General features: G+C 64.3%; 18 protein-coding genes and 1 pseudogene. All 19 read left to right on the top strand.

Annotated features, from left to right (window positions below):
• The first annotated feature begins 274 nt into the window (after positions 1–274).
• The 19 genes and pseudogenes from AB4Z25_RS20010 to AB4Z25_RS19920 all read left to right on the top strand — a co-directional run bounded on the left by AB4Z25_RS20010 (position 275) and on the right by AB4Z25_RS19920 (position 18,511).
• Positions 275–682 carry a phage major tail protein, TP901-1 family gene (locus tag AB4Z25_RS20010; protein ID WP_112540553.1) on the top strand — a complete coding sequence of 136 codons (408 nt, stop codon included), beginning with the start codon at positions 275–277 and terminating at the stop codon, positions 680–682.
• A complete protein-coding gene (locus AB4Z25_RS20005) occupies positions 682–1,047 on the top strand; it encodes a gene transfer agent family protein (RefSeq protein ID WP_112540554.1) in 366 nt (121 codons plus the stop codon). Before AB4Z25_RS20010 ends, AB4Z25_RS20005 begins: the two co-directional genes overlap by 1 nt.
• A gap of 104 nt (positions 1,048–1,151) precedes the next feature.
• Positions 1,152–1,265: a phage tail assembly chaperone gene (locus tag AB4Z25_RS20000; RefSeq protein WP_442208844.1), complete on the top strand. Its 114-nt coding sequence runs from the start codon at positions 1,152–1,154 to the stop codon at positions 1,263–1,265.
• Positions 1,266–1,309: 44 nt separating this feature from the next.
• Positions 1,310–2,317 (top strand): serine hydrolase domain-containing protein, encoded by a 1,008-nt coding sequence (locus AB4Z25_RS19995; RefSeq protein ID WP_112540600.1) that lies wholly within the window; start codon positions 1,310–1,312, stop codon positions 2,315–2,317.
• A gap of 25 nt (positions 2,318–2,342) precedes the next feature.
• Positions 2,343–2,886: pseudogene (locus tag AB4Z25_RS19990) on the top strand (phage tail tape measure protein).
• A gap of 7 nt (positions 2,887–2,893) precedes the next feature.
• The gene (locus AB4Z25_RS19985; protein WP_112540556.1) at positions 2,894–3,532 is read left to right on the top strand and encodes a TIGR02217 family protein; all 639 of its coding nucleotides are present in this window, start codon (positions 2,894–2,896) and stop codon (positions 3,530–3,532) included.
• Positions 3,529–4,419, top strand: a complete 891-nt coding sequence (locus tag AB4Z25_RS19980) for a baseplate hub domain-containing protein (protein WP_112540557.1) — start codon at positions 3,529–3,531, stop codon at positions 4,417–4,419. Before AB4Z25_RS19985 ends, AB4Z25_RS19980 begins: the two co-directional genes overlap by 4 nt.
• Positions 4,416–4,868, top strand: coding sequence for an NlpC/P60 family protein (locus tag AB4Z25_RS19975; protein WP_112540558.1), 453 nt, complete (start codon positions 4,416–4,418; stop codon positions 4,866–4,868). The genes AB4Z25_RS19980 and AB4Z25_RS19975 overlap by 4 nt, the downstream gene beginning before the upstream one ends.
• Positions 4,869–5,199: 331 nt before the next feature.
• Positions 5,200–8,985, top strand: a complete 3,786-nt coding sequence (locus AB4Z25_RS19970) for a baseplate multidomain protein megatron (protein ID WP_442208843.1) — start codon at positions 5,200–5,202, stop codon at positions 8,983–8,985.
• Between the two features lie 21 nt (positions 8,986–9,006).
• Positions 9,007–9,213: a hypothetical protein gene (locus tag AB4Z25_RS19965; RefSeq protein WP_112540559.1), complete on the top strand. Its 207-nt coding sequence runs from the start codon at positions 9,007–9,009 to the stop codon at positions 9,211–9,213.
• A 193-nt stretch (positions 9,214–9,406) separates the two neighbouring features.
• Entirely contained in the window at positions 9,407–9,655 is a 249-nt protein-coding gene (locus AB4Z25_RS19960) for a hypothetical protein (protein WP_112390722.1), read from the top strand.
• A 52-nt stretch (positions 9,656–9,707) separates the two neighbouring features.
• Positions 9,708–10,370 (top strand): response regulator transcription factor, encoded by a 663-nt coding sequence (locus AB4Z25_RS19955; RefSeq protein WP_112390723.1) that lies wholly within the window; start codon positions 9,708–9,710, stop codon positions 10,368–10,370.
• Positions 10,370–11,773 (top strand): sensor histidine kinase, encoded by a 1,404-nt coding sequence (locus AB4Z25_RS19950; protein ID WP_112540560.1) that lies wholly within the window; start codon positions 10,370–10,372, stop codon positions 11,771–11,773. Before AB4Z25_RS19955 ends, AB4Z25_RS19950 begins: the two co-directional genes overlap by 1 nt.
• A gap of 118 nt (positions 11,774–11,891) precedes the next feature.
• Entirely contained in the window at positions 11,892–12,317 is a 426-nt protein-coding gene (locus AB4Z25_RS19945) for a hypothetical protein (RefSeq protein ID WP_112540561.1), read from the top strand.
• A 193-nt stretch (positions 12,318–12,510) separates the two neighbouring features.
• The gene (gene ccmI, locus AB4Z25_RS19940; RefSeq protein WP_112540601.1) at positions 12,511–13,650 is read left to right on the top strand and encodes a c-type cytochrome biogenesis protein CcmI; all 1,140 of its coding nucleotides are present in this window, start codon (positions 12,511–12,513) and stop codon (positions 13,648–13,650) included.
• Positions 13,647–14,099, top strand: a complete 453-nt coding sequence (gene ccmE, locus AB4Z25_RS19935; protein WP_112390726.1) for a cytochrome c maturation protein CcmE — start codon at positions 13,647–13,649, stop codon at positions 14,097–14,099. Before ccmI ends, ccmE begins: the two co-directional genes overlap by 4 nt.
• Positions 14,096–16,093: a heme lyase CcmF/NrfE family subunit gene (locus AB4Z25_RS19930; RefSeq protein ID WP_112540562.1), complete on the top strand. Its 1,998-nt coding sequence runs from the start codon at positions 14,096–14,098 to the stop codon at positions 16,091–16,093. Before ccmE ends, AB4Z25_RS19930 begins: the two co-directional genes overlap by 4 nt.
• A 143-nt stretch (positions 16,094–16,236) precedes the next feature.
• Positions 16,237–16,734, top strand: coding sequence for a cytochrome c-type biogenesis protein (locus AB4Z25_RS19925; protein ID WP_112540564.1), 498 nt, complete (start codon positions 16,237–16,239; stop codon positions 16,732–16,734).
• 190 nt (positions 16,735–16,924) lie between these two features.
• The gene (locus AB4Z25_RS19920) at positions 16,925–18,511 is read left to right on the top strand and encodes a Do family serine endopeptidase (RefSeq protein WP_442208842.1); all 1,587 of its coding nucleotides are present in this window, start codon (positions 16,925–16,927) and stop codon (positions 18,509–18,511) included.
• The last annotated feature ends 27 nt before the right edge of the window (positions 18,512–18,538 follow it).

Here is an 18,538-nt window from a genome sequence, read left to right as displayed (position 1 = left end):
GAGGAAAGTCGTGTTCTTGGTGTCGCGGATGTCGTGTCCGTGGCCCCTCATCCGCCCTGCGAGCACCTTCTCCCCGAGGGGGGGAAGGGGAAACCGCGACCTTGATTTCGCTTTATGGCTCGGCGTTGCGGCGCCTCCCTTCTCCCCGGCGAGGAGAAGGTGCCCGAAGGGCGGATGAGGGGGCTCCGGTTGCTGTGTGACGTGAGTGTCTCGCCGCGCAGACGCGCGGATGCGTGCTTTGGGCAGGCGGTTCGGGTTTCAGGAGGGCAAGGGCATGGTGGCGCAGAAGGGCAAGGATCTGCTGTTGAAGATCCACAATGGGACGGGTTACGAGACGGTGGCGGGGCTGCGGTCGAAGCGGCTGGCGTTCAATGCCGAGACGGTCGATGTGACCGATGCGGAGAGCGCCGGGCGGTGGCGGGAGCTGTTGGGTGGGGCGGGCGTGCAGCGGGCTTCGGTTTCGGGCGCCGGCATCTTCAAGGATGCGGCGTCCGACGGGCTGGTGCGGGGCGCGTTTTTCAATGCGTCGATCTTGAACTGGCAGATCGTCGTGCCCGATTTCGGCGGCGTGACGGGAGCATTCCAGGTGACGGCGCTCGAATATTCCGGGCAGCATGATGGCGAGATCCTGTTCGAGCTGGCGCTGGAATCGGCCGGTGCACTGACCTTCGGAGCGCTCTGATGCGGGCGGCGGGGGCGAGAGCGAACCGCAGGCGCGGCGAGATCGAGGCGGTCGTCGATGGCGAGCGGCGGATTTTGTGCCTGACGCTCGGGGCGCTGGCGGAGCTGGAGACGGCCTTCGCGGCCAACGATCTCACAGGGCTCGCCGAGCGATTTTCGGCCGGGCGGCTGAAGGCTGAGGACATGATCCGCATCATTGGCGCCGGCCTTCGCGGCGGCGGTAATCTCTATTCCGATCAGGACGTTGCCGAGGCGAGCGTCGATGGCGGCATTGCCGGTTTTGCGGCTGTCGTCGGCGAACTGCTGATCGCGACTTTTGCAGAACCGCAGACAGAGGCAGGCGGCTCCTCCCTCCGCCCCCTCTAGCCGCAGCGGGCGGGGCCGCAGCACGCGCCGGGCCATTTCCCTGGGCGCGCGTGCTGCATACCGGTCTCTGCCTGCTGCGGCTTTCTCCTGATGCCTTCTAGGCGATGACGCCGGTGGAGTTCTTCGCGGCGGCCGGCGGAATGGTGCCGCGGGCCGCGGGGTTTTCGCGCGACGGGCTGGCGGAAATGATGGCGCGGTTTCCGGATGGGGTGGGGTGACGGCATCATGCTATGATCCCGAGGTCACCGGATTCGGAGCTGAGATGGGGCAGGCGGACGGTATCTTTGCCAAGGGAACGATCACCTTTCCCTTCACGGATTGGGACGAGTGGCCGGTGGAGATGTTCGGCTGGTCGAGCGAGCGGCTGGACATGCTCTCCGCTGAACTGGCGAAGGGCGAAAGCAGCGCGTTCATGATCGTCCGGGACGGGCGTCTCATCTACCGCTGGGGCGATATCGCCTTCAAGTCGAGCGTGGCATCGGTGCGCAAGAGTCTGGTCAATGTGCTCTACGGCATGCTGATTGCCGAAGGGCGGATCGATCCGCAGCAGACGCTTGCCGATTTCAATATTGACGACATGACGCCGCTGACGGCGAGTGAGCGCAAGGCGACGGTCATGGATCTGCTGCGCGCACGCTCGGGCGTCTACCTGCCGTCGGTATACGACACGGCGAACGGCAGGCCTGACAGAGGCAGCCATCCGCCTGGAACGCATTGGTTCTACAACAACTGGGATTTCAACGTTCTCGGCACGATCGTCGAGCGGGCGACCGGCGAGAATGTGCTGGAGGCGCTTGCGTCCCGCCTGGTCAAGCCATTGCGCATGCAGGACTGCGCGCCGGGTGACGGGTGGTTTCAGAACGGGCCGGAGTCCATGCATCCGGTCTACAAGATCCAGATGTCGGCGCGGGATCTGGCGCGGGTCGGGCTTCTCTATCTCCGGCATGGGCGGTGGGGCGCAAAGCAGCTCGTGCCGCAGAGCTGGGTGCGGGAAAGCACGCGGCCGCATTCGGAGGTTGGCGCCGGGCGTGCGTATGGATTGCTCTGGTGGGTGGCGGAGGCGGACGCCGAAGACGATCCGATAGCGGTGCATGTGCCGATGTTCTACGCCAGCGGCTGGGGCGGGCAGTATCTGATCGTGCTGCCGGAGCTCGATCTCGTCATCGTGCACCGCTCGGCGACGGCGCTGCGGGCTGGACCGGGCGTCAGCCATGTACGCATGGGGGAATTTCTGCGGCTGGCGCTTTCGGCGATGCCGGAGCGCGGCTGAGCCTCACAGTTTTCAGGAGACATCGATGGACGACGATGACACCGGGCTTGGCCAGATGGCCGGGCAGGCCGATGAATTACGCCGTGCGCTCGAGGATCTGCAGGGCCGGTCGCGGTCTTTCGGATCGGCGCTCAGCGGTGCGCTCCGAAGCGCCGTCAGCGGCGGCAAGGGGCTCGACGATATCCTGCGCGGGGCTTGGAAAACGGCTGGCCGATATCGCTCTTTCGGCGGGAATGAAGCCGCTGGAGGGGCTGATCGGCGGCGCCGTATTCGGGCTTGCGGGCGGTCTTGGCAAGATCGTGCCCTTCGCCGATGGCGGGGTGGTTTCGGCGCCGAGCTATTTCCCTCTCGGCGGCAATGTCGGGCTGATGGGCGAGGCGGGCAGCGAGGCGATCCTGCCGCTGAGGCGCGGGCCGGATGGGGCGCTGGGCGTGGCGGCCGCGGGCGGCGGCGGGACTCAGATCGTCTTCAATGTGACGGCCACCGATGCGCAGAGCTTCCAGAAGAGCGAGGCGCAGATTTCGGCGATGCTGGCGCGCACGGCGATGCGCGGCCAGCGCAATCTGTGAGGCTGAGATGAGCGGGTTTCATGAGGTGCAATTTCCGCTGAGGCTGTCGCTTTCGACGAGCGGCGGGCCGGTGCGGCGGACCGATATCGTCAATCTGTCGAACGGCCGCGAAAGCCGCAACAGCCGCTGGCGCGATGCGCGGCGGAGCTACGATGCCGGGTCGGGCGTTCGCTCGGCCGGCGATCTCTACGAGGTGCTGGAATTTTTCGAGGCGCGGAGCGGCGAACTCTATGGCTTCCGGTTCCGCGATCCGCTCGACTGGAAATCCGGACGACCTGACCAGCCGGTAACGGCGCTCGACCAGATGCTGGGCACCGGCGACGGCGCGAGGGCGGCGTTTCAGTTGGTGAAGACCTATGGCGATGCGGCGGCAAGCAATGCGCGACGGATTGCGAAGCCCGTGGCTGGCAGCGTGACGCTCGCCGTCGATGGGGTCGTGATGGCAGGAACCACTTACCTTTGCGACGTTGTGGCGGGGATCGTGACCTTTCTGCCGGGCAGCATTCCAGCGGCCGGGGCGCGGGTGACCGCGGGCTTCGAGCTCGATGTGCCGGTGCGGTTTGCGACCGGGCGGATCGACGTGAACCTGACGGCCTTCAACGCCGGGCGGATCCCGGCCATTCCGCTGGCGGAGATCCTGTCATGAGGACAATCGGTTCGGAACTCAGGGCGCATCTCGATGGCGATGCGACGACGGTCTGCCATGCCTGGCGCGTGACGCGCAGCGATGGGGTGGTGCTGGGCTTTAGCGAGCATGACCACGACCTGACTTTCACAGGCACGGTGTTTCTGGCGGCCAGCGGCTTTTCGGCAAGTGGTACCGAAGAAAATACGGGCCTGCCTGCGGCGACGAGCGAGGTGACTGGCGGTTTTTCGAATGCGGCGATCAGCGAGGCGGATCTGCAGCGCGGGCTTTATGATGGCGCGCGCGTCGAGGTGTTTCTGGTCAACTGGGCGATGCCGGATCAGCATCTGCTGCTGAAGGTGCAGGAGATCGGCGAAGTGACGCGCAGCGGCGGGCAGTTTCGCGCCGAGTTGCGCAGTTTCGCGCACCGGCTGAACCAGCCGCAGGGACGGCTCTATGGCCGCCGCTGCGATGCGGCGCTCGGTGATGCCAGATGCGGGATCGATGTGACGCAAAGTCAGTTCTGCCGCGAGGGTGTGCTGGCTACGGTCATCGATGCGACACGGATCTCCGTATCGGGGCTGAGCGCCTTCCCGGATGGGTTCTTTCGCTATGGGACGATTGCGTTTCTCGACGGGGAAAACGCCGGCGAACGGCTGGATATCGAGGCGCATGGCGCGGCGGGAGCCGAGGTCGAGGTGACGCTGTGGCTGTCGATGGCGCGGGCGCCGGACGCGGGCTGCCGGGTGCTGTTGACGGCGGGTTGCGACAAGGCCTTCGGCACCTGCCGGGCCAAGTTCGCCAACCAGCGGAATTTCCGCGGCTTCCCGCATATGCCGGGCGCCGACTTTGCCTATACCTATGCGGATGGCGGCAGCATCCATGACGGGAGCGCGCTCTTCAAATGACTGCAATCAACCAACGGGCGCTTTCGGCCGCCGAGAGCTGGATCGGCACGCCCTACAGGCACCAGGCATCCGCCAAAGGCATCGGCTGCGACTGCCTTGGCCTCATCCGCGGCATCTGGCGCGAGCTTTACGGCGTCGAGCCGGAGATGCCGCCGCCCTATGCGCGCGACTGGGCCGAGCGGAGTGGCGAGGACCGGCTGCTCGATGCAGCGCTCCGGCATTTCGGTGCGCCGGTTCCGGTGGAGGCGATGCAGCCGGGCGATCTCATGCTGTTTCGCTGGCGGCCGGATGTGGCAGCAAAGCATGCGGGCATCTTCGCCGGTGAGAAGAGTTTTATCCATGCCTATGAACAGGCGGAGGTTATCCGGTCGGTATTGGTGCCGAGCTGGCGGCGGCGTGTGACGGCCGTGTTCCGGTTTCCGGAGGTTGCAGCGAAACTTGAAAATTGAAGCGCATGTATGTATGTTTTGGGAGTGGTGAGCGGAGCTGTAACTCCGCCCACCCTTTGCTTATGTGTGGAATTGAATCCGGATGGCTATTGACCAGCCCGTCCGGGTTTTCCTCACACTAAGCGTGATACCGAATGGCAAGAACCACATAGCATCACCTCCTTGATCGAGAGCAAGGCCCTTGCCGAGGCTGGAGAGGCCCGTCCTCTCCAGTGAGCCGGCTGGTATCGGCGCTTCTGCTTCTGCTCACGACTGCAGCAATCCAACACAATCATTGCGGGAAAAACCAAGTGCCGTGTAAGCGGCGCTGGCGACTCGCTGCGAGGTTTGCATGGCCACTCTCCTTCTTCAGGCGGCGGGGGCGCTGGCGGGCAATGCGCTCGACCGGGCGCTGATCGGCGGCGGCCAGACGGTGCGCGGTGCGCGGCTTTCGACGGCACGCATTCCGGGCGCCGACGAGGGAACGTCGATCAACCGGGTCTATGGCGCCGTCAGGATCGGCGGGACGATGATCTGGGCGACGCGCTTCGAGGAAGTGGTGACCACCGAACGGACGGGAGGCAAGTCCTCGTCGGGGCCGAAGGTCGAGACGTTCCGCTACTTCGCCAATTTCGCGATCGGGCTCTGCGAGGGCCCGGTTGCCTGTGTCAGACGCATATGGGCCGACGGCAAGGAACTCGACCTGACGGCGATCGAGATGCGGTTCTATCCGGGTGACGCGGAACAGCTGCCCGATCCGCTGATCGAGGCCAAGCAGGGAACGGGAATGGCACCGGCCTATCGCGGGCTCGCCTACGTCGTGTTCGAGCGGCTGCCGCTCGACAGCTACGGCAATCGCATCCCGCTGATGCAGTTCGAAGTGGTGCGGGCGGTCGGAGAATTGGAGGCGCAGGTCCAGGCGGTCTGCACCATTCCGGGGGCGACGGAGCATGGCTACCGGCCCGTGGCGGTCTCGGAAAAGACCGGTGCGGGAAGCGCCCGGCTGCTCAACCGAAACAGCCTGCAGGGGTTGACCGACTGGGACGTTTCGATCAGCGAGCTGACGGCGGTCTGCCCAAACCTCAAGCGGGTGGCGCTTGTCGTCTCCTGGTTCGGAACGGACTTGCGGGCCGGCAATTGCCGGATCGTGCCCGGTGTCGAAGTGCAGGCGCGCAATGCCGAAAGCAGTCAATGGTTGGTGTCGGGCGTCTCGCGGGCGCAAGCCCATCTGGTCAGCCGCCGCGACGGCGGGCCGGCCTATGGCGGGACGCCGGATGATCTGAGCGTCGTCTCGGCGATCGCCGATCTCAAAGCGCGAGGGCTGGAGGTCTATCTCTATCCGTTCGTGATGATGGATATCGAAAGCGGCAATGCGTTGCCGGATCCCTATGGCGGCAGCGGCCAGGCGGCCTATCCCTGGCGCGGGCGGGTAACATGCCATCCAGCGATCGGCCAGCCGGGATCGGCGGACCGGACGGCGGCAGCGGGGGCGCAGATCGAGGCGTTCAGAGGCGCGGCGCAGGCCGGAGACTTCAGCTACGCCGGGCAGCGGGTGATCTATAACGGCGGCGAGGAGAGCTACCGCCGGTTCATCCTGCATTATGCGCAGCTCGCAAAGGCGGCAGGCGGCGTTTCGGGTTTCATCATCGGCTCGGAAATGCGCGGTCTGACGCAGGTGCGCGACGAGACCGGTGACTTTCCGTTCGTCAATGCGCTGGTGGCTCTGGCAGCCGACGTGAAAGCCCTGCTTCCGCAGGTGAAGCTGACCTATGCCGCCAACTGGAGCGAATATTCGGGATACCGGCCGGATGATGGCAGTGGTGACGTCTGTTTCAATCTCGATCCACTTTGGGCATCAAACGCGATCGATGCTGTCGGCATCGACAATTACATGCCGCTTTCCGATTGGCGCGACTGCGATCTGGCGGCTGCGAGCCCGGACGGGATGCGGGCCGCGGACGACAAGGCCGGATTGATAGCTGCGATTGCAGGCGGCGAGGGGTTCGACTGGTATTATGCCGGTGATGCCGACCGGAAGGCGCGGGTGCGAACGCCGATTACCGACGGTCTTGCAGGCAAGCCCTGGGTCTACAGGTACAAGGATATCGAGGGCTGGTGGGCGAACCGGCACTACGACCGCGTCAGCGGGGTTGAAAAGGCGGCGCCGACCGGCTGGCAGGCGGGGATGAAGCCGGTCTGGTTCACCGAGCTCGGCTGCGCGGCGATCGACAAGGGCGGCAATCAGCCGAATGTCTTTGCCGATCCGAAGTCGGCGGAGAATGCGGCGCCCTATTTCTCTAGCCGGGCGCGCTCCGATGCCATGCAGCGGCGGTTTCTGGAGGCGCATCATGCCTGGTGGAGCCGTCCCGGCGCTGCAGCCGGCATGGTCGATCCCGCCCATATTTTCCCGTGGTCGTGGGATGCACGGCCCTATCCGGCCTTTCCACTGGAAACGGATATCTGGAGCGATGGCGCAAACTGGCGCAGCGGTCATTGGCTCAATGGCCGGTTGGGGGCCGGAAGTCTGGCGGATGTGATAGCGGCGGTGTTTCGCGATCATGGTTTCGAAGATTTCGATGTCTCGGCGGTATCAGGCGACCTGACAGGCTATGCGCAGGGCGACATGACTTCGGCGCGCAGCCTGATCGAGCCGCTGCTGGAAGCCTTCCAGATCGACGCCTTCGAGGATGGCGGTTTGCTGCGGTTTCGCTCGAGAGCGCGGGCGAGCCTGCCTCCCACTGATATCGCCGTGCTTGCCGATATCGAGGATCGCCCGCTGTGGCAGGAAACCCGCGGACATGACAGCGATCACGCTGCCGAGGCTGTCGTCACCTTCTACAATCCCGATGCCGCTTACGAGCAGGCGGGCGTGCGCTCGCACCGGGCCCAATCGGCGACGAGTCGCGTGCTGAAGAGCGATCTTCAGGCGGTGCTCGCGGAGGAGACGGCGCTGAATGCCGCCGAGGCGCTGCTGCGCGACAACCGGATCGGCAGACGGTCGGTGCGCTTTGCGCTGCCGCCTGGCGCACTGCAGTTTCAGCCGGGTGATGTGGTGACGATCACCGATGGGCCGCCGGGGCGGTTCCTGATCGCGTCGATCGAAGACGGAGGCACGAGAGAGGTCGAGGCGCGCGAGTTTGCGCCATCGGCGGGCGCGGCACCGGCTGAAGAGGCCGGCGGCAGGAACGGCAGCGGCCAGCCATCGAGCCTGTTCGATCCGGTGGTTCAGCTGATGGATTTGCCGCGGTTCGCGGCAGGCGAGGCCGAAAGTTTTGCAAGGGCCGCGGTCTTCGCGCGTCCCTGGAAGACGGCCGGGCTCTCGTCCTCGGTGAGCGGGGAAGGCTATCGCGGCCGCGCGCTGCTCGAACGGCCGGCGCGGATCGGGGTGCTTGCGGCGCCGCTATTGGCCGGGGTGCCGGGGCGTTTCGACTGGTCGGTAAACGTGGAGCTGGAGCTGCCGTTCGGGGAGCTTTCGTCGGCATCGGCGATCGCGGTGCTGAACGGGGCGAATATGCTTGCGGTGCTTTCGGGCAATGGCAGCTGGGAGGTTCTGGCTTTTCAGCAGGCCGAGGAGATTGCGGCCGGGCGCTGGCGGTTGAGCGGTCTGCTGAGAGGGCTGGCGGGGTCTGAGGATGCGATGGGCGCCGGAGCGGAGGCGGGTGCCTTCATCGTCGCGCTCGACGAGGCGGTGGTGCCGCTCGGGCTCGGCGGTGACGAGATAGGGCTGCGGCTCAACTGGATCGTCGAGGCGTCAGGGGTATCAGGAAAGATAGGTCCCTTTGTTTTCGAGGGCGGGATGAGGGCGGAGACGCCGCTTTCTCCCGTTCATCTGCGCGCGGCGAGAGACGCTGCGGGTGCTGCGTGCTTCTCCTGGATCCGGCGTGGGCGTGTCGACGCCGACAACTGGATGGCTGCGGATATTCCCCTCGACGAACCCTTCGAGCGCTACCGGGTCGAGGTGATGAGCGGGGCCGAGGTCAAGCGGCTGGTCGAGGTCTCTGCCGCGGCCTGGACCTATCCGTTGGCCGGTGAACTTGCCGATTTCGGCAATCCGCAGGCCGAGCTGACGATCCGCGTGCAGCAGATGGGCCAGCGCATACCGCTCGGGCTTCCGGCGGTGGCAACGATGACGATGTGATTTTCAACGGAAGGAATGGTCATGGGTGATTTGAAGAACTGGTATCATTCAAAGACGATCTGGGGTGCGCTGATCGCCATCGGCGCGTCGGTTCTGCATGCGGCGGGAATCGATATCGAGGCGGGCGACCAGAGCCAGATCGTCGATTCTCTCGTCAATATTTCCGGCGCGATCGGCGGGCTTCTGGCCATCTACGGACGGCTGACGGCGAATGCGGCGATCCGCTGAAACGGTGTTTCAAGAAAGAGGCCGGCAGCGGCATCAAGAGCTTCTGCCGCCTCATCTTTCGGCTGTGAATATCGTTAGGGAAATACAGTCAAGAATTGTTCTAAACCTCCGTCATTACAGTGCATTCATTTGCCATTCAGGTCACGTGAGTACATAGTCGGGCCAAGTTGGAACCACGTTGGAAGCATTGCACATGGCCTCTCCTCTGAGCGTCGTAGCCTTGGCCGCAGGGCTGGCTGTATCGGCGCCCTCACCGGACGACTCCCGCACTCTCGTGGTGCGCGTCTCGGGCGATTGCAGCGCCGCCGCGCAGCAGGTCGTTGAGCAGACGGGTGGCCAGCTGCTTTCGGTTCAGCCCTCGGGCGACACCTGCATCATCACCGTGCTCGTTCAGGGCAACGGCCAGCGCCCCCGCAAGGTAACCGTCAGGGTTCCGATGTAGGCGGAATCGGCCTATGAAACTCCAGTGACACAATCGAGGTGAGAGCGGACCGATGCGCATTCTGGTAGTCGAAGACGACGTCAATCTGAACCGGCAGCTGAGCGACACGCTGAAAGAGGCGGGCTATGTCGTCGATCAGGCTTTCGATGGCGAAGAGGGACATTTCCTCGGCGACACCGAGCCCTATGACGCGATCATTCTCGATATCGGCCTGCCGGAACTGGATGGCGTCAGCGTTCTCGAAAAGTGGCGCGGTGCAGGGCGCGGCATGCCGGTTCTGATCCTGACGGCGCGCGACCGCTGGAGCGACAAGGTGGCGGGCATCGACGCAGGCGCCGACGACTACGTGACCAAGCCTTTCCACGTGGAAGAAGTGCTGGCGCGCATTCGCGCACTGATCCGCCGCGCCGCCGGTCATTCCTCGTCGGAAATCGTCTGCGGGCCTGTCCGGCTCGATACCAAGACCTCGAAAGCCGTCGTCAACGGCGTGGCGCTGAAGCTGACGTCGCATGAGTACCGGCTGCTTTCCTATCTCATGCATCACATGGGCGAGGTCGTCTCCCGATCGGAACTTGTGGAGCATATGTACGACCAGGATTTCGACCGTGATTCCAATACGATCGAAGTCTTCGTCGGACGTCTGCGCAAGAAGATGGGCGTCGACCTGATCGAAACGGTGCGCGGTCTCGGATACCGCATTCAAGCGCCGGCCTAATGCGCATAAAGTCGCTCACCGCACGCGTTCTCTTGTTGACGACCGTATGGTCGACCGTGGCGCTTGTGGTGATCGGGCTGTTGATCTCGACGCTCTATCGCCGCAGCGCCGAGCGCGGCTTTCAGGATCTGCTGCGCGCGCAGCTCTACAACGTCATCAACTCGGTCACGATCGGCGATCAGGGTGCGCTGGCAGGCAGCCCGCAGCTCGGCGACCTGCGCTTCGCCCAGCCGCGCACCGGCTGGTACTGGGTGGTGGAGCCGCTCGGCACCTATACGGCGGCACCGCTGGTCTCGCCCTCTCTCGGCTCGGCGACCATTCCCGTTCCTTCGGTGCTCGAAGCGCCTTTCGACAAGAACTACGAGCGCTATTACCAGGTGACCGATGCCAGCGGAAACCGGGTGCAGGTGGCCGAAACGGAAGTGGTGCTCGATACCGACGGGCGCGCGGCGCGCTTTCGCGTCAGCGGCAATGTCGAAGTCGTCGAAAGCGACGTCAGCAACTTTTCCCACAGTCTTTATCTGGCGCTCGCCGGCTTCGGGGTCGGCAGTTTGATCGTCAACGCACTCGCCATTCTCTTCGGCCTCAAGCCGCTGGATAAGGCGCGCGCCGCGCTGGAGCGGATCCGCGCCGGCGAGAGCGAGCAGCTGAAGGGCGATTTTCCGCGCGAGATCCTGCCGCTTGCCAATGAGGTCAATGCGCTGATCGACAGCAACCGCCGCATCGTTGAGCGCGCCCGCATGCAGGTCGGCAATCTGGCGCATTCGCTGAAGACGCCGATTGCCGTGCTGCTCAACGAGGCGCGGGTGCTGGAGCGCTCGCATGGCGAACTGGTGAAGAGCCAGGCCGAGGCGATGCAGGGGCAGGTGCAATCCTATCTCAACCGTGCCCGCATCGCCGCGCAGCGCGAAAGCGTGCTGGCGCGTACTGATGCGGAACCGGCGCTCGAGCGGCTGGTGCGCGTCATGCGCCGCCTCAACGTCGACAAGGAATTCGAGCTGTCGGTCGTTCCGCCGCATCTGGCGGTGGCGATGGAGCAGCAGGATCTGGAAGAGACGGTGGGCAATCTGCTGGAGAATGCAGCGCGTTTTGCCGTTCACAAGATCAAGCTCACGGCGGTGGAAGCTGCGGACGACGTCAAAGGCGCCGAAAGCAGCGGCCGCAAGCATTGGGTGGAACTGGTCGTCGAGGACGACGGGCCGGGTCTGGAGCCCGATCAGATGAAGGAAGCGCTGAAGCGCGGCAAGCGGCTGGACGAAAGCAAGCCGGGAACCGGGCTTGGCCTTTCGATCGTCACCGAGATCGCCAACGAGTATCAGGGTCGGCTGGAACTCTCCCGCGGTGAGGCGGGCGGTCTGCGGGCACGGCTAATTTTGCCGGGTCTTACAAAGGATGTTGCGTGAGCAATTGCTTGATGTCACAAAGACATAGGCAAGTGCATAGCATGCTTTGCCTTAAAGCCGACACGAGCACATGTGCATCTGGCGGCGTTGATTTGTTCTTTTCTGCTGGTTCGACAGAATGATGTTACGCGCGAATGCCATGATCGTCTCCTCGCTTTTGGTTGCCGTTGCGCTGAGCGGCTGCACGACGACGAAGAGCAGCACTTCAGGCGGCATGTTTTCCCGCAAGCCCTCTGCCTCGGCGAGCTTCATCTCCGCGCTGCAGGGCGGTATTGCTGGACGCAGCGGCATAGAACTCAGCGACAGCGACAAACAGCGGGCGCTCGAAGCGGAATACCGGGCGCTTGAGGGTGCCGCCGTCGGCCAGCCGGTCGTCTGGAGCGGCCGCAATGTCAGCGGCAAGGTCGTTGCCGCAGCGCCCTACCAGGTCGGCTCGCAGAATTGCCGCCAATACACTCACACGCTGACAGTCGATGGCAAGGATACCGCAGTGCGCGGATCGGCCTGCCGCAACAGCGACGGAAGCTGGTCGCCGCTCGGCTAGACCAACCGGCATTCAGCCCATGCTGGGCTGCAAATGGCGCTTCTCCACGCTTCAGGCTCACGTACGTTCGCCGCAGCCTGAACTGAGTGCCGATTGGTCCTGACCGCACCAATCTTGCGGCGAAACGCCTCAAATCTTCGTCATTCCGGCTTTGACAGTTGGAATGGCGGCGCGCTTCAAGTATTGGGCCGTTATGCTTTTCTGGATTCTTGTTGCCGCAATGACGGCGGCTGTGGCCGCGCTGCTGCTTTATCCGCTCCTGCGCGGAGCGAAGGCGCTTGACGACGGGCGCGAGGGCGAGGTTGCCGTCTATCGCGACCAGCTGCGCGAGCTCGACCGCGACCTCTCCGGCGGACTGATCACGGCGGACGAAGCGGACTACGCGCGGGCCGAGATCGGCCGGCGGCTGATCGCCGTTTCGGCGGCAGGTCCGGCCGCAGCGCCGAAGGCGGCGCGCCACCATCGCTTCAGCGAGGCCTTCATCCTTCTTCTTCTGCCGCTGACGGGGCTCTGTCTTTACGTTGCGATGGGCCGGCCTGGCCTGCCATCGCAACCACTTCAGGCCCGGCTCGAAAATCCCGGCAACGACATGGCGATCCTGGTCTCCAAGGCCGAGCGGCATCTGGCGCAGAACCCTGAAGACGGCAAGGGCTGGGATGTGCTGGCGCCGATCTATTTCAACGCCATGCGTATCGACGATGCCGAGAAGGCTTATCGCAACGCCATCCGACTGCTCGGGCCCAGCGCCATCCGTCTGGATGGCCTGGCGGAAACGCTGATGGCCGGTTCGAACGGGGCGATCACCGCGGATGCGCGCCAGGCGCTGGAGCAGTCGCTGGCGCTCGAGCCCGACAATCCGCGGGCAAAGTTCTACGTGGCGCTGAGCATGGAACAGGCTGGCCAGACCGGCGAGGCGAGGGCGGCCTTCGAGGCGATCGCCAAGGAATCGCCCGCCGACGCGCCGTGGCTGCCAATGGTCAACGATCACATCGCCAAGAATGGCGGCACGCCTGATGTCGCTGCCGTCGGCAAGGCGCCGGGCGGGCCGACCGCGGAAGACGTGGCGGCGGCGCAGACGATGAACGCCGGCGACCAGCAGCAGATGATCCGCGGCATGGTCGAAAGCCTGGATGCCAAGCTGAAGGCCGATCCCAACAATTTCGAGGGCTGGGTGCGGCTTGTCCGCTCTTATGCCGTATTGAACGACAAGGATCATGCCGCGGAGGCGCTGAAGCGCGGGCTGGCGGCGTTTCCGGCCGATGGCGATCAAGGCAAGCAGTTGCTCGCACTGGGGCGCGAGCTGGGAGTTGCGGCAGAGGGGGTAACGGAATGACGCGCAAGCAGAAGCGCCTGGCAGTGATCGGCGGCGGCATGAGCTTCATCATCGCCGCGGTGCTGCTGGTGATGTTCGCCTTCAGCCAGTCCGTTGCTTATTTCTACATGCCAGCCGATCTTGCCAAGACGCCGGTGCCGCCGGAAACGCGCATCCGTCTCGGCGGTCTGGTGGGCGAGGGCAGCGTCATCCGCGGTGTCGGCTCAACGGTCGAATTCGCGGTGACCGACGGCGGCGGCCAGCCGGTGAAGGTCAAATATACGGGCATCCTTCCCGACCTGTTCCGTGAGGGACAGGGCGTCGTCACCGAAGGCAAGTTCGAGGCCGCCAGCCACGAGTTCATCGCCGATACCGTGCTGGCCAAGCATGATGAGAAATACATGCCGAAGGACGTTGCCGACCGCCTGAAATCGCAAGGGCTCTGGAAAGAGGGCGAGGGCGTGCAATGATCATTGAGATCGGCCATTACGCATTGGTGCTGGCGCTGGCGACGGCGATCATTCTCTCGATCGTGCCCGTCATCGGCGCGCGACGCCGCGACCAGGCGATGATGGATGTCGCGCCGCTCGGCTCGATCGTCCTCTTCGCGCTCGTGACCCTCTCCTTCGGCGTGCTGACCTATGCGCATGTGGTCTCCGACTTCTCGGTGAAGAACGTCTGGGAGAACTCGCATTCGCTGGTGCCGCTGATCTACAAATATTCGGGCGTCTGGGGCAATCATGAGGGATCGATGATGCTCTGGCTGCTGATCCTGGCGCTGTTCAGCGCCATGGTAGCGCTGTTCGGCCGCAATCTGCCGGATACGCTGCGTGCCAATGTCCTGTCGGTGCAGGCCTGGATCTCGGTTGCCTTCATCCTCTTCATTCTGCTGACGTCCAATCCGTTCACCCGACTCGATCCGGCACCGGCGGAGGGGCGTGACCTGAACCCGGTGCTGCAGGATATCGGGCTGGCGATCCATCCGCCGATGCTCTACCTCGGCTATGTCGGTTTCTCGGTCTGCTTCTCCTTTGCCGTCGCGGCGCTGATGGAAGGGCGGATCGATGCCGCCTGGGCGCGCTGGGTTCGCCCCTGGACGCTGGCCGCCTGGACCTTCCTGACGCTCGGCATCGCCATGGGCTCCTACTGGGCCTATTACGAGCTCGGCTGGGGCGGCTGGTGGTTCTGGGATCCGGTCGAGAACGCCTCCTTCATGCCCTGGTTGGCAGGGACAGCATTGCTGCATTCGGCGCTGGTCATGGAGAAGCGCGAGGCGCTGAAAATCTGGACAGTGCTCTTGGCCATCCTCACCTTCTCACTGTCGCTGATGGGGACCTTCCTCGTTCGCTCCGGCGTGCTGACCTCGGTCCATGCCTTTGCCAGCGACCCGAGCCGAGGCGTCTTCATCCTCTGCATCCTGATGATCTTCATCGGCGGGGCTTTGTCGCTCTTTGCCTTCCGCGCGCCGCTGCTGTCGGCCGGCGGTCTCTTCGCGCCGGTTTCGCGTGAGGGTGCGCTGGTGCTGAACAACCTGATCCTGACGGTTGCCTGCGGCACGGTGCTGACGGGCACGCTCTATCCGCTGCTTCTGGAAACGCTGACGGGCGACAAGATCTCGGTCGGTCCGCCGTTCTTCAACATGACCTTCGGGCTGCTGATGATCCCGCTTTTGCTGGTGGTGCCGTTCGGGCCGCTGCTGGCGTGGAAGCGCGGCGATCTGCTCGGCGTGCTGCAGCGGCTCTATGCGGCCGCCGGTCTGGCTTTCGTCGCGGCGGTGGTTTTCTTCTACATCGAGCATGGCGGCCCGGTTCTTTCGGTTCTCGGGCTGGCCGCCGGGCTGTTTCTGGTCTTCGGCGCTGCCACCGATCTGTGGTATCGCGCCGGCATCGGCAAGGTGGCCGCCAATGTCGCCTGGCGCCGGCTGACGGGTCTGCCGCGTTCGGCTTTCGGCACGGCGCTCGCCCATGCGGGACTTGGTGTCACCGTGCTCGGCATCGTCGCGGTCTCCACCTTCGCGACCGAACACGTGCTGGAGATGAAACCGGGACAGACGGCCGATGCCGGCGGATACGTGCTGCATTTCGACGGCATGCGGCCGGCGACCGGCCCGAACTACCATGAAGACCGCGGCCATTTCACCATCCGCCGGGGGGGCGTCGAGGTTGCCGATGTCTGGTCGGCCAAACGCGTCTATGTCGCCCAGCAGATGCCGACCACCGAGGCCGGAATCCTGACCTTCGGGCTCAGCCAGCTTTATGTCTCGCTCGGCGATCCCACAAATGACGGCGGCATCGTCGTGCGGATCTGGTGGAAGCCGTTCATTCTCTGCATCTGGGGGGGAGCGCTTTTGATGTCGCTCGGCGGGTTCGTATCGCTCAGCGACAGGCGGCTGCGCGTTGGTGCCCCCCGGCGGAAAGCAAAGGCGGCAAAGCCGTCTGCTCCGGCGATGGAGCCGGCGGAATGAGGGGCCTACTTTCTCCCTCATTCCTGTGCTTGTCACAGGAATCCAGTGCGCCCAAGTCCTTGGGCGCGGGAGAGGCCCTTTGCCGACAAGAGTCTTTCACCGCGCAGACGCGCGGTTGCTGGATACCTGTGACGAGCACAGGAATGAGGGGAGGAGAGGTTTGGCGCTCCTCTTTGCTGTCGAGATCGGCAGCCTACCTGCTGACAATTCTCTTTCTGATCTTCGCAACGCTCCCCGCCTTCGCCGTGAACCCCGACGAAGTACTGGCCGATCCCGCGATGGAAACGCGCGCGCGGACGCTGTCGGCGGAATTGCGGTGCATGGTTTGCCAGAACCAGTCGATCGACGATTCCAATGCCGAGCTTGCCAAGGATCTCAGGCTTCTGGTGCGCGAGCGCATCAAGGATGGCGACAGCGACGAGCAGGTGCTTGATTATATAGTCTCGCGCTACGGCGAATTCGTGCTGCTGAAGCCGCGGTTCAGTATCCGCACCGTGTTGCTATGGGGTGCGCCTGTGGTGCTGATCCTGGCGGGCGGCATCTCGATGCTGGTTTTTGCGCGCCGCAGGGTGGGCAAGCCGACGGGAAGCCGGCTGACGGATGACGAGCAGGCGAAGCTTGACGAGTTACTGAGCAAGTAGCTTAGGGGCAGCTGCGAGGCCATATCCGGCGGGCCTTGGACAAAAAGTCGCGGCTGGTCACAATCCCGACATTACAAATTTTTCATTGGCCGGACAGTTCGCAGTAAGGTCCCGCATCCTATATCTTCATCCATCAGCCGATCCCGACCGGGGGCCGGACCGACTAAATGATGAAGAGAAGGTGCCTATAATGTTCAAGACTCCCTCCCTTGCCACTGCGCTGAAGGCCTCAACCGTCGCAGGTCTCGCCGCTGCCGTGCTAGCCACCGGCGTGCCGCTTGAGATCACCCGTTCCTATGCCGAAGCCGTCAACGTTCAGGCGCCGGCCGTGCCGAGCTTTGCCAATGTCGTCGACGCCGTTTCGCCGGCCGTCGTTTCCGTCCGCGTCGAATCCCGCATCAAGCCGGCGTCCGACGACGGCAACGGTTTTTCCTTTGACTTCAATGGCCGCGGTTTCGACGACCTGCCTGATGATCATCCGCTGAAGCGCTTCTTCAAGCAGTTTGGCGAACAGGGTCCGAATGGCGGCGAGGGCCAGGATGGCCAGCAGCGTCCGCCGCGCCACTTCGGTGAGCGTGGTCCGGGCCCGGGTGGCCCTGTTGGTCCCGGCCGCCTGCGTCCTGTCGCTCAGGGCTCCGGCTTCTTCATCTCCGAAGACGGCTATATCGTTACCAACAACCACGTCGTTTCCGACGGCTCGGCTTTTGTTGCTGTCATGAACGACGGCACCGAGCTTGATGCTAAGCTGATCGGCAAGGACCCGCGCACCGACCTCGCCGTGCTGAAGGTCGACGGCAAGGGCAAGAAGTTCACCTACGTCAACTGGGCCGATGACAACAATGTCCGCGTCGGCGACTGGGTCGTCGCTGTCGGCAATCCGTTCGGCCTCGGCGGCACAGTGACCGCCGGTATCGTTTCGGCCCGCGGCCGCGACATCGGCTCCGGTCCCTATGACGACTATCTTCAGGTGGACGCTGCCGTGAACCGCGGCAACTCCGGTGGCCCGACCTTCAACCTCAACGGTCAGGTCGTCGGCATCAACACCGCGATCTTCTCCCCGTCGGGCGGCAGCGTCGGCATTGCCTTCGCCATTCCGGCCTCGACCGCCAAGGACGTCGTTGCCGACCTGATGAAGGACGGTACGGTTTCGCGCGGCTATCTCGGCGTGCAGATCCAGCCGGTGACCAAGGATATCGCCGACTCGCTCGGCCTTTCCGAAGCCAACGGTGCGCTCGTCGTTTCCGCTCAGGATGGAACGCCTGGCCAGAAGGCCGGCATGAAGGCTGGCGATGTCGTCACCGCCGTCAATGGCGAAACGGTCAAGGATGCCCGCGATCTCAGCCGCCGCATCGGCGCGATGCAGCCGGGCAAGAAGGTCGAAGTATCGATCTGGCGCGATGGCAAGGCACAGTCTCTGACCGTCGAGCTTGGCACGCTGCCGGCCGACCAGAAGGACGCTTCGACCGACGACAGCGATCAGCCGCAGGCACCGGCGTCCGAGAAGGCGCTTGCCGATCTCGGCCTGACGGTTGGCCCGGCCGATGACGGCAAGGGCCTGCAGATCACCAATATTGACCCGAACTCCGACGCTGCCGACAAGGGCATCAAGGCAGGCGAGAAGATCACCTCGGTGAACAACCAGGACATCACCTCGGCTGATGACGTCGTCAAGGTTCTGAACCAGGCAAAGAAGGACGGCCGCACCCGGGCGCTCTTCCAGATCCAGTCGAAGGACGGCAGCCGCTTCGTCGCCCTTCCGATCAATAGCCAAGGCTGATCCCCCACAGCCTTGACCGGCGCATCC

This window comes from Rhizobium sp. RAF36 (assembly GCF_052114105.1).
In the GTDB taxonomy this organism is placed as follows: Bacteria; Pseudomonadota; Alphaproteobacteria; order Rhizobiales; family Rhizobiaceae; genus Rhizobium.
The sequence above is the reverse complement of the archived record's forward strand: the minus strand, read 5'-3'. Positions and strand labels throughout refer to the sequence as shown.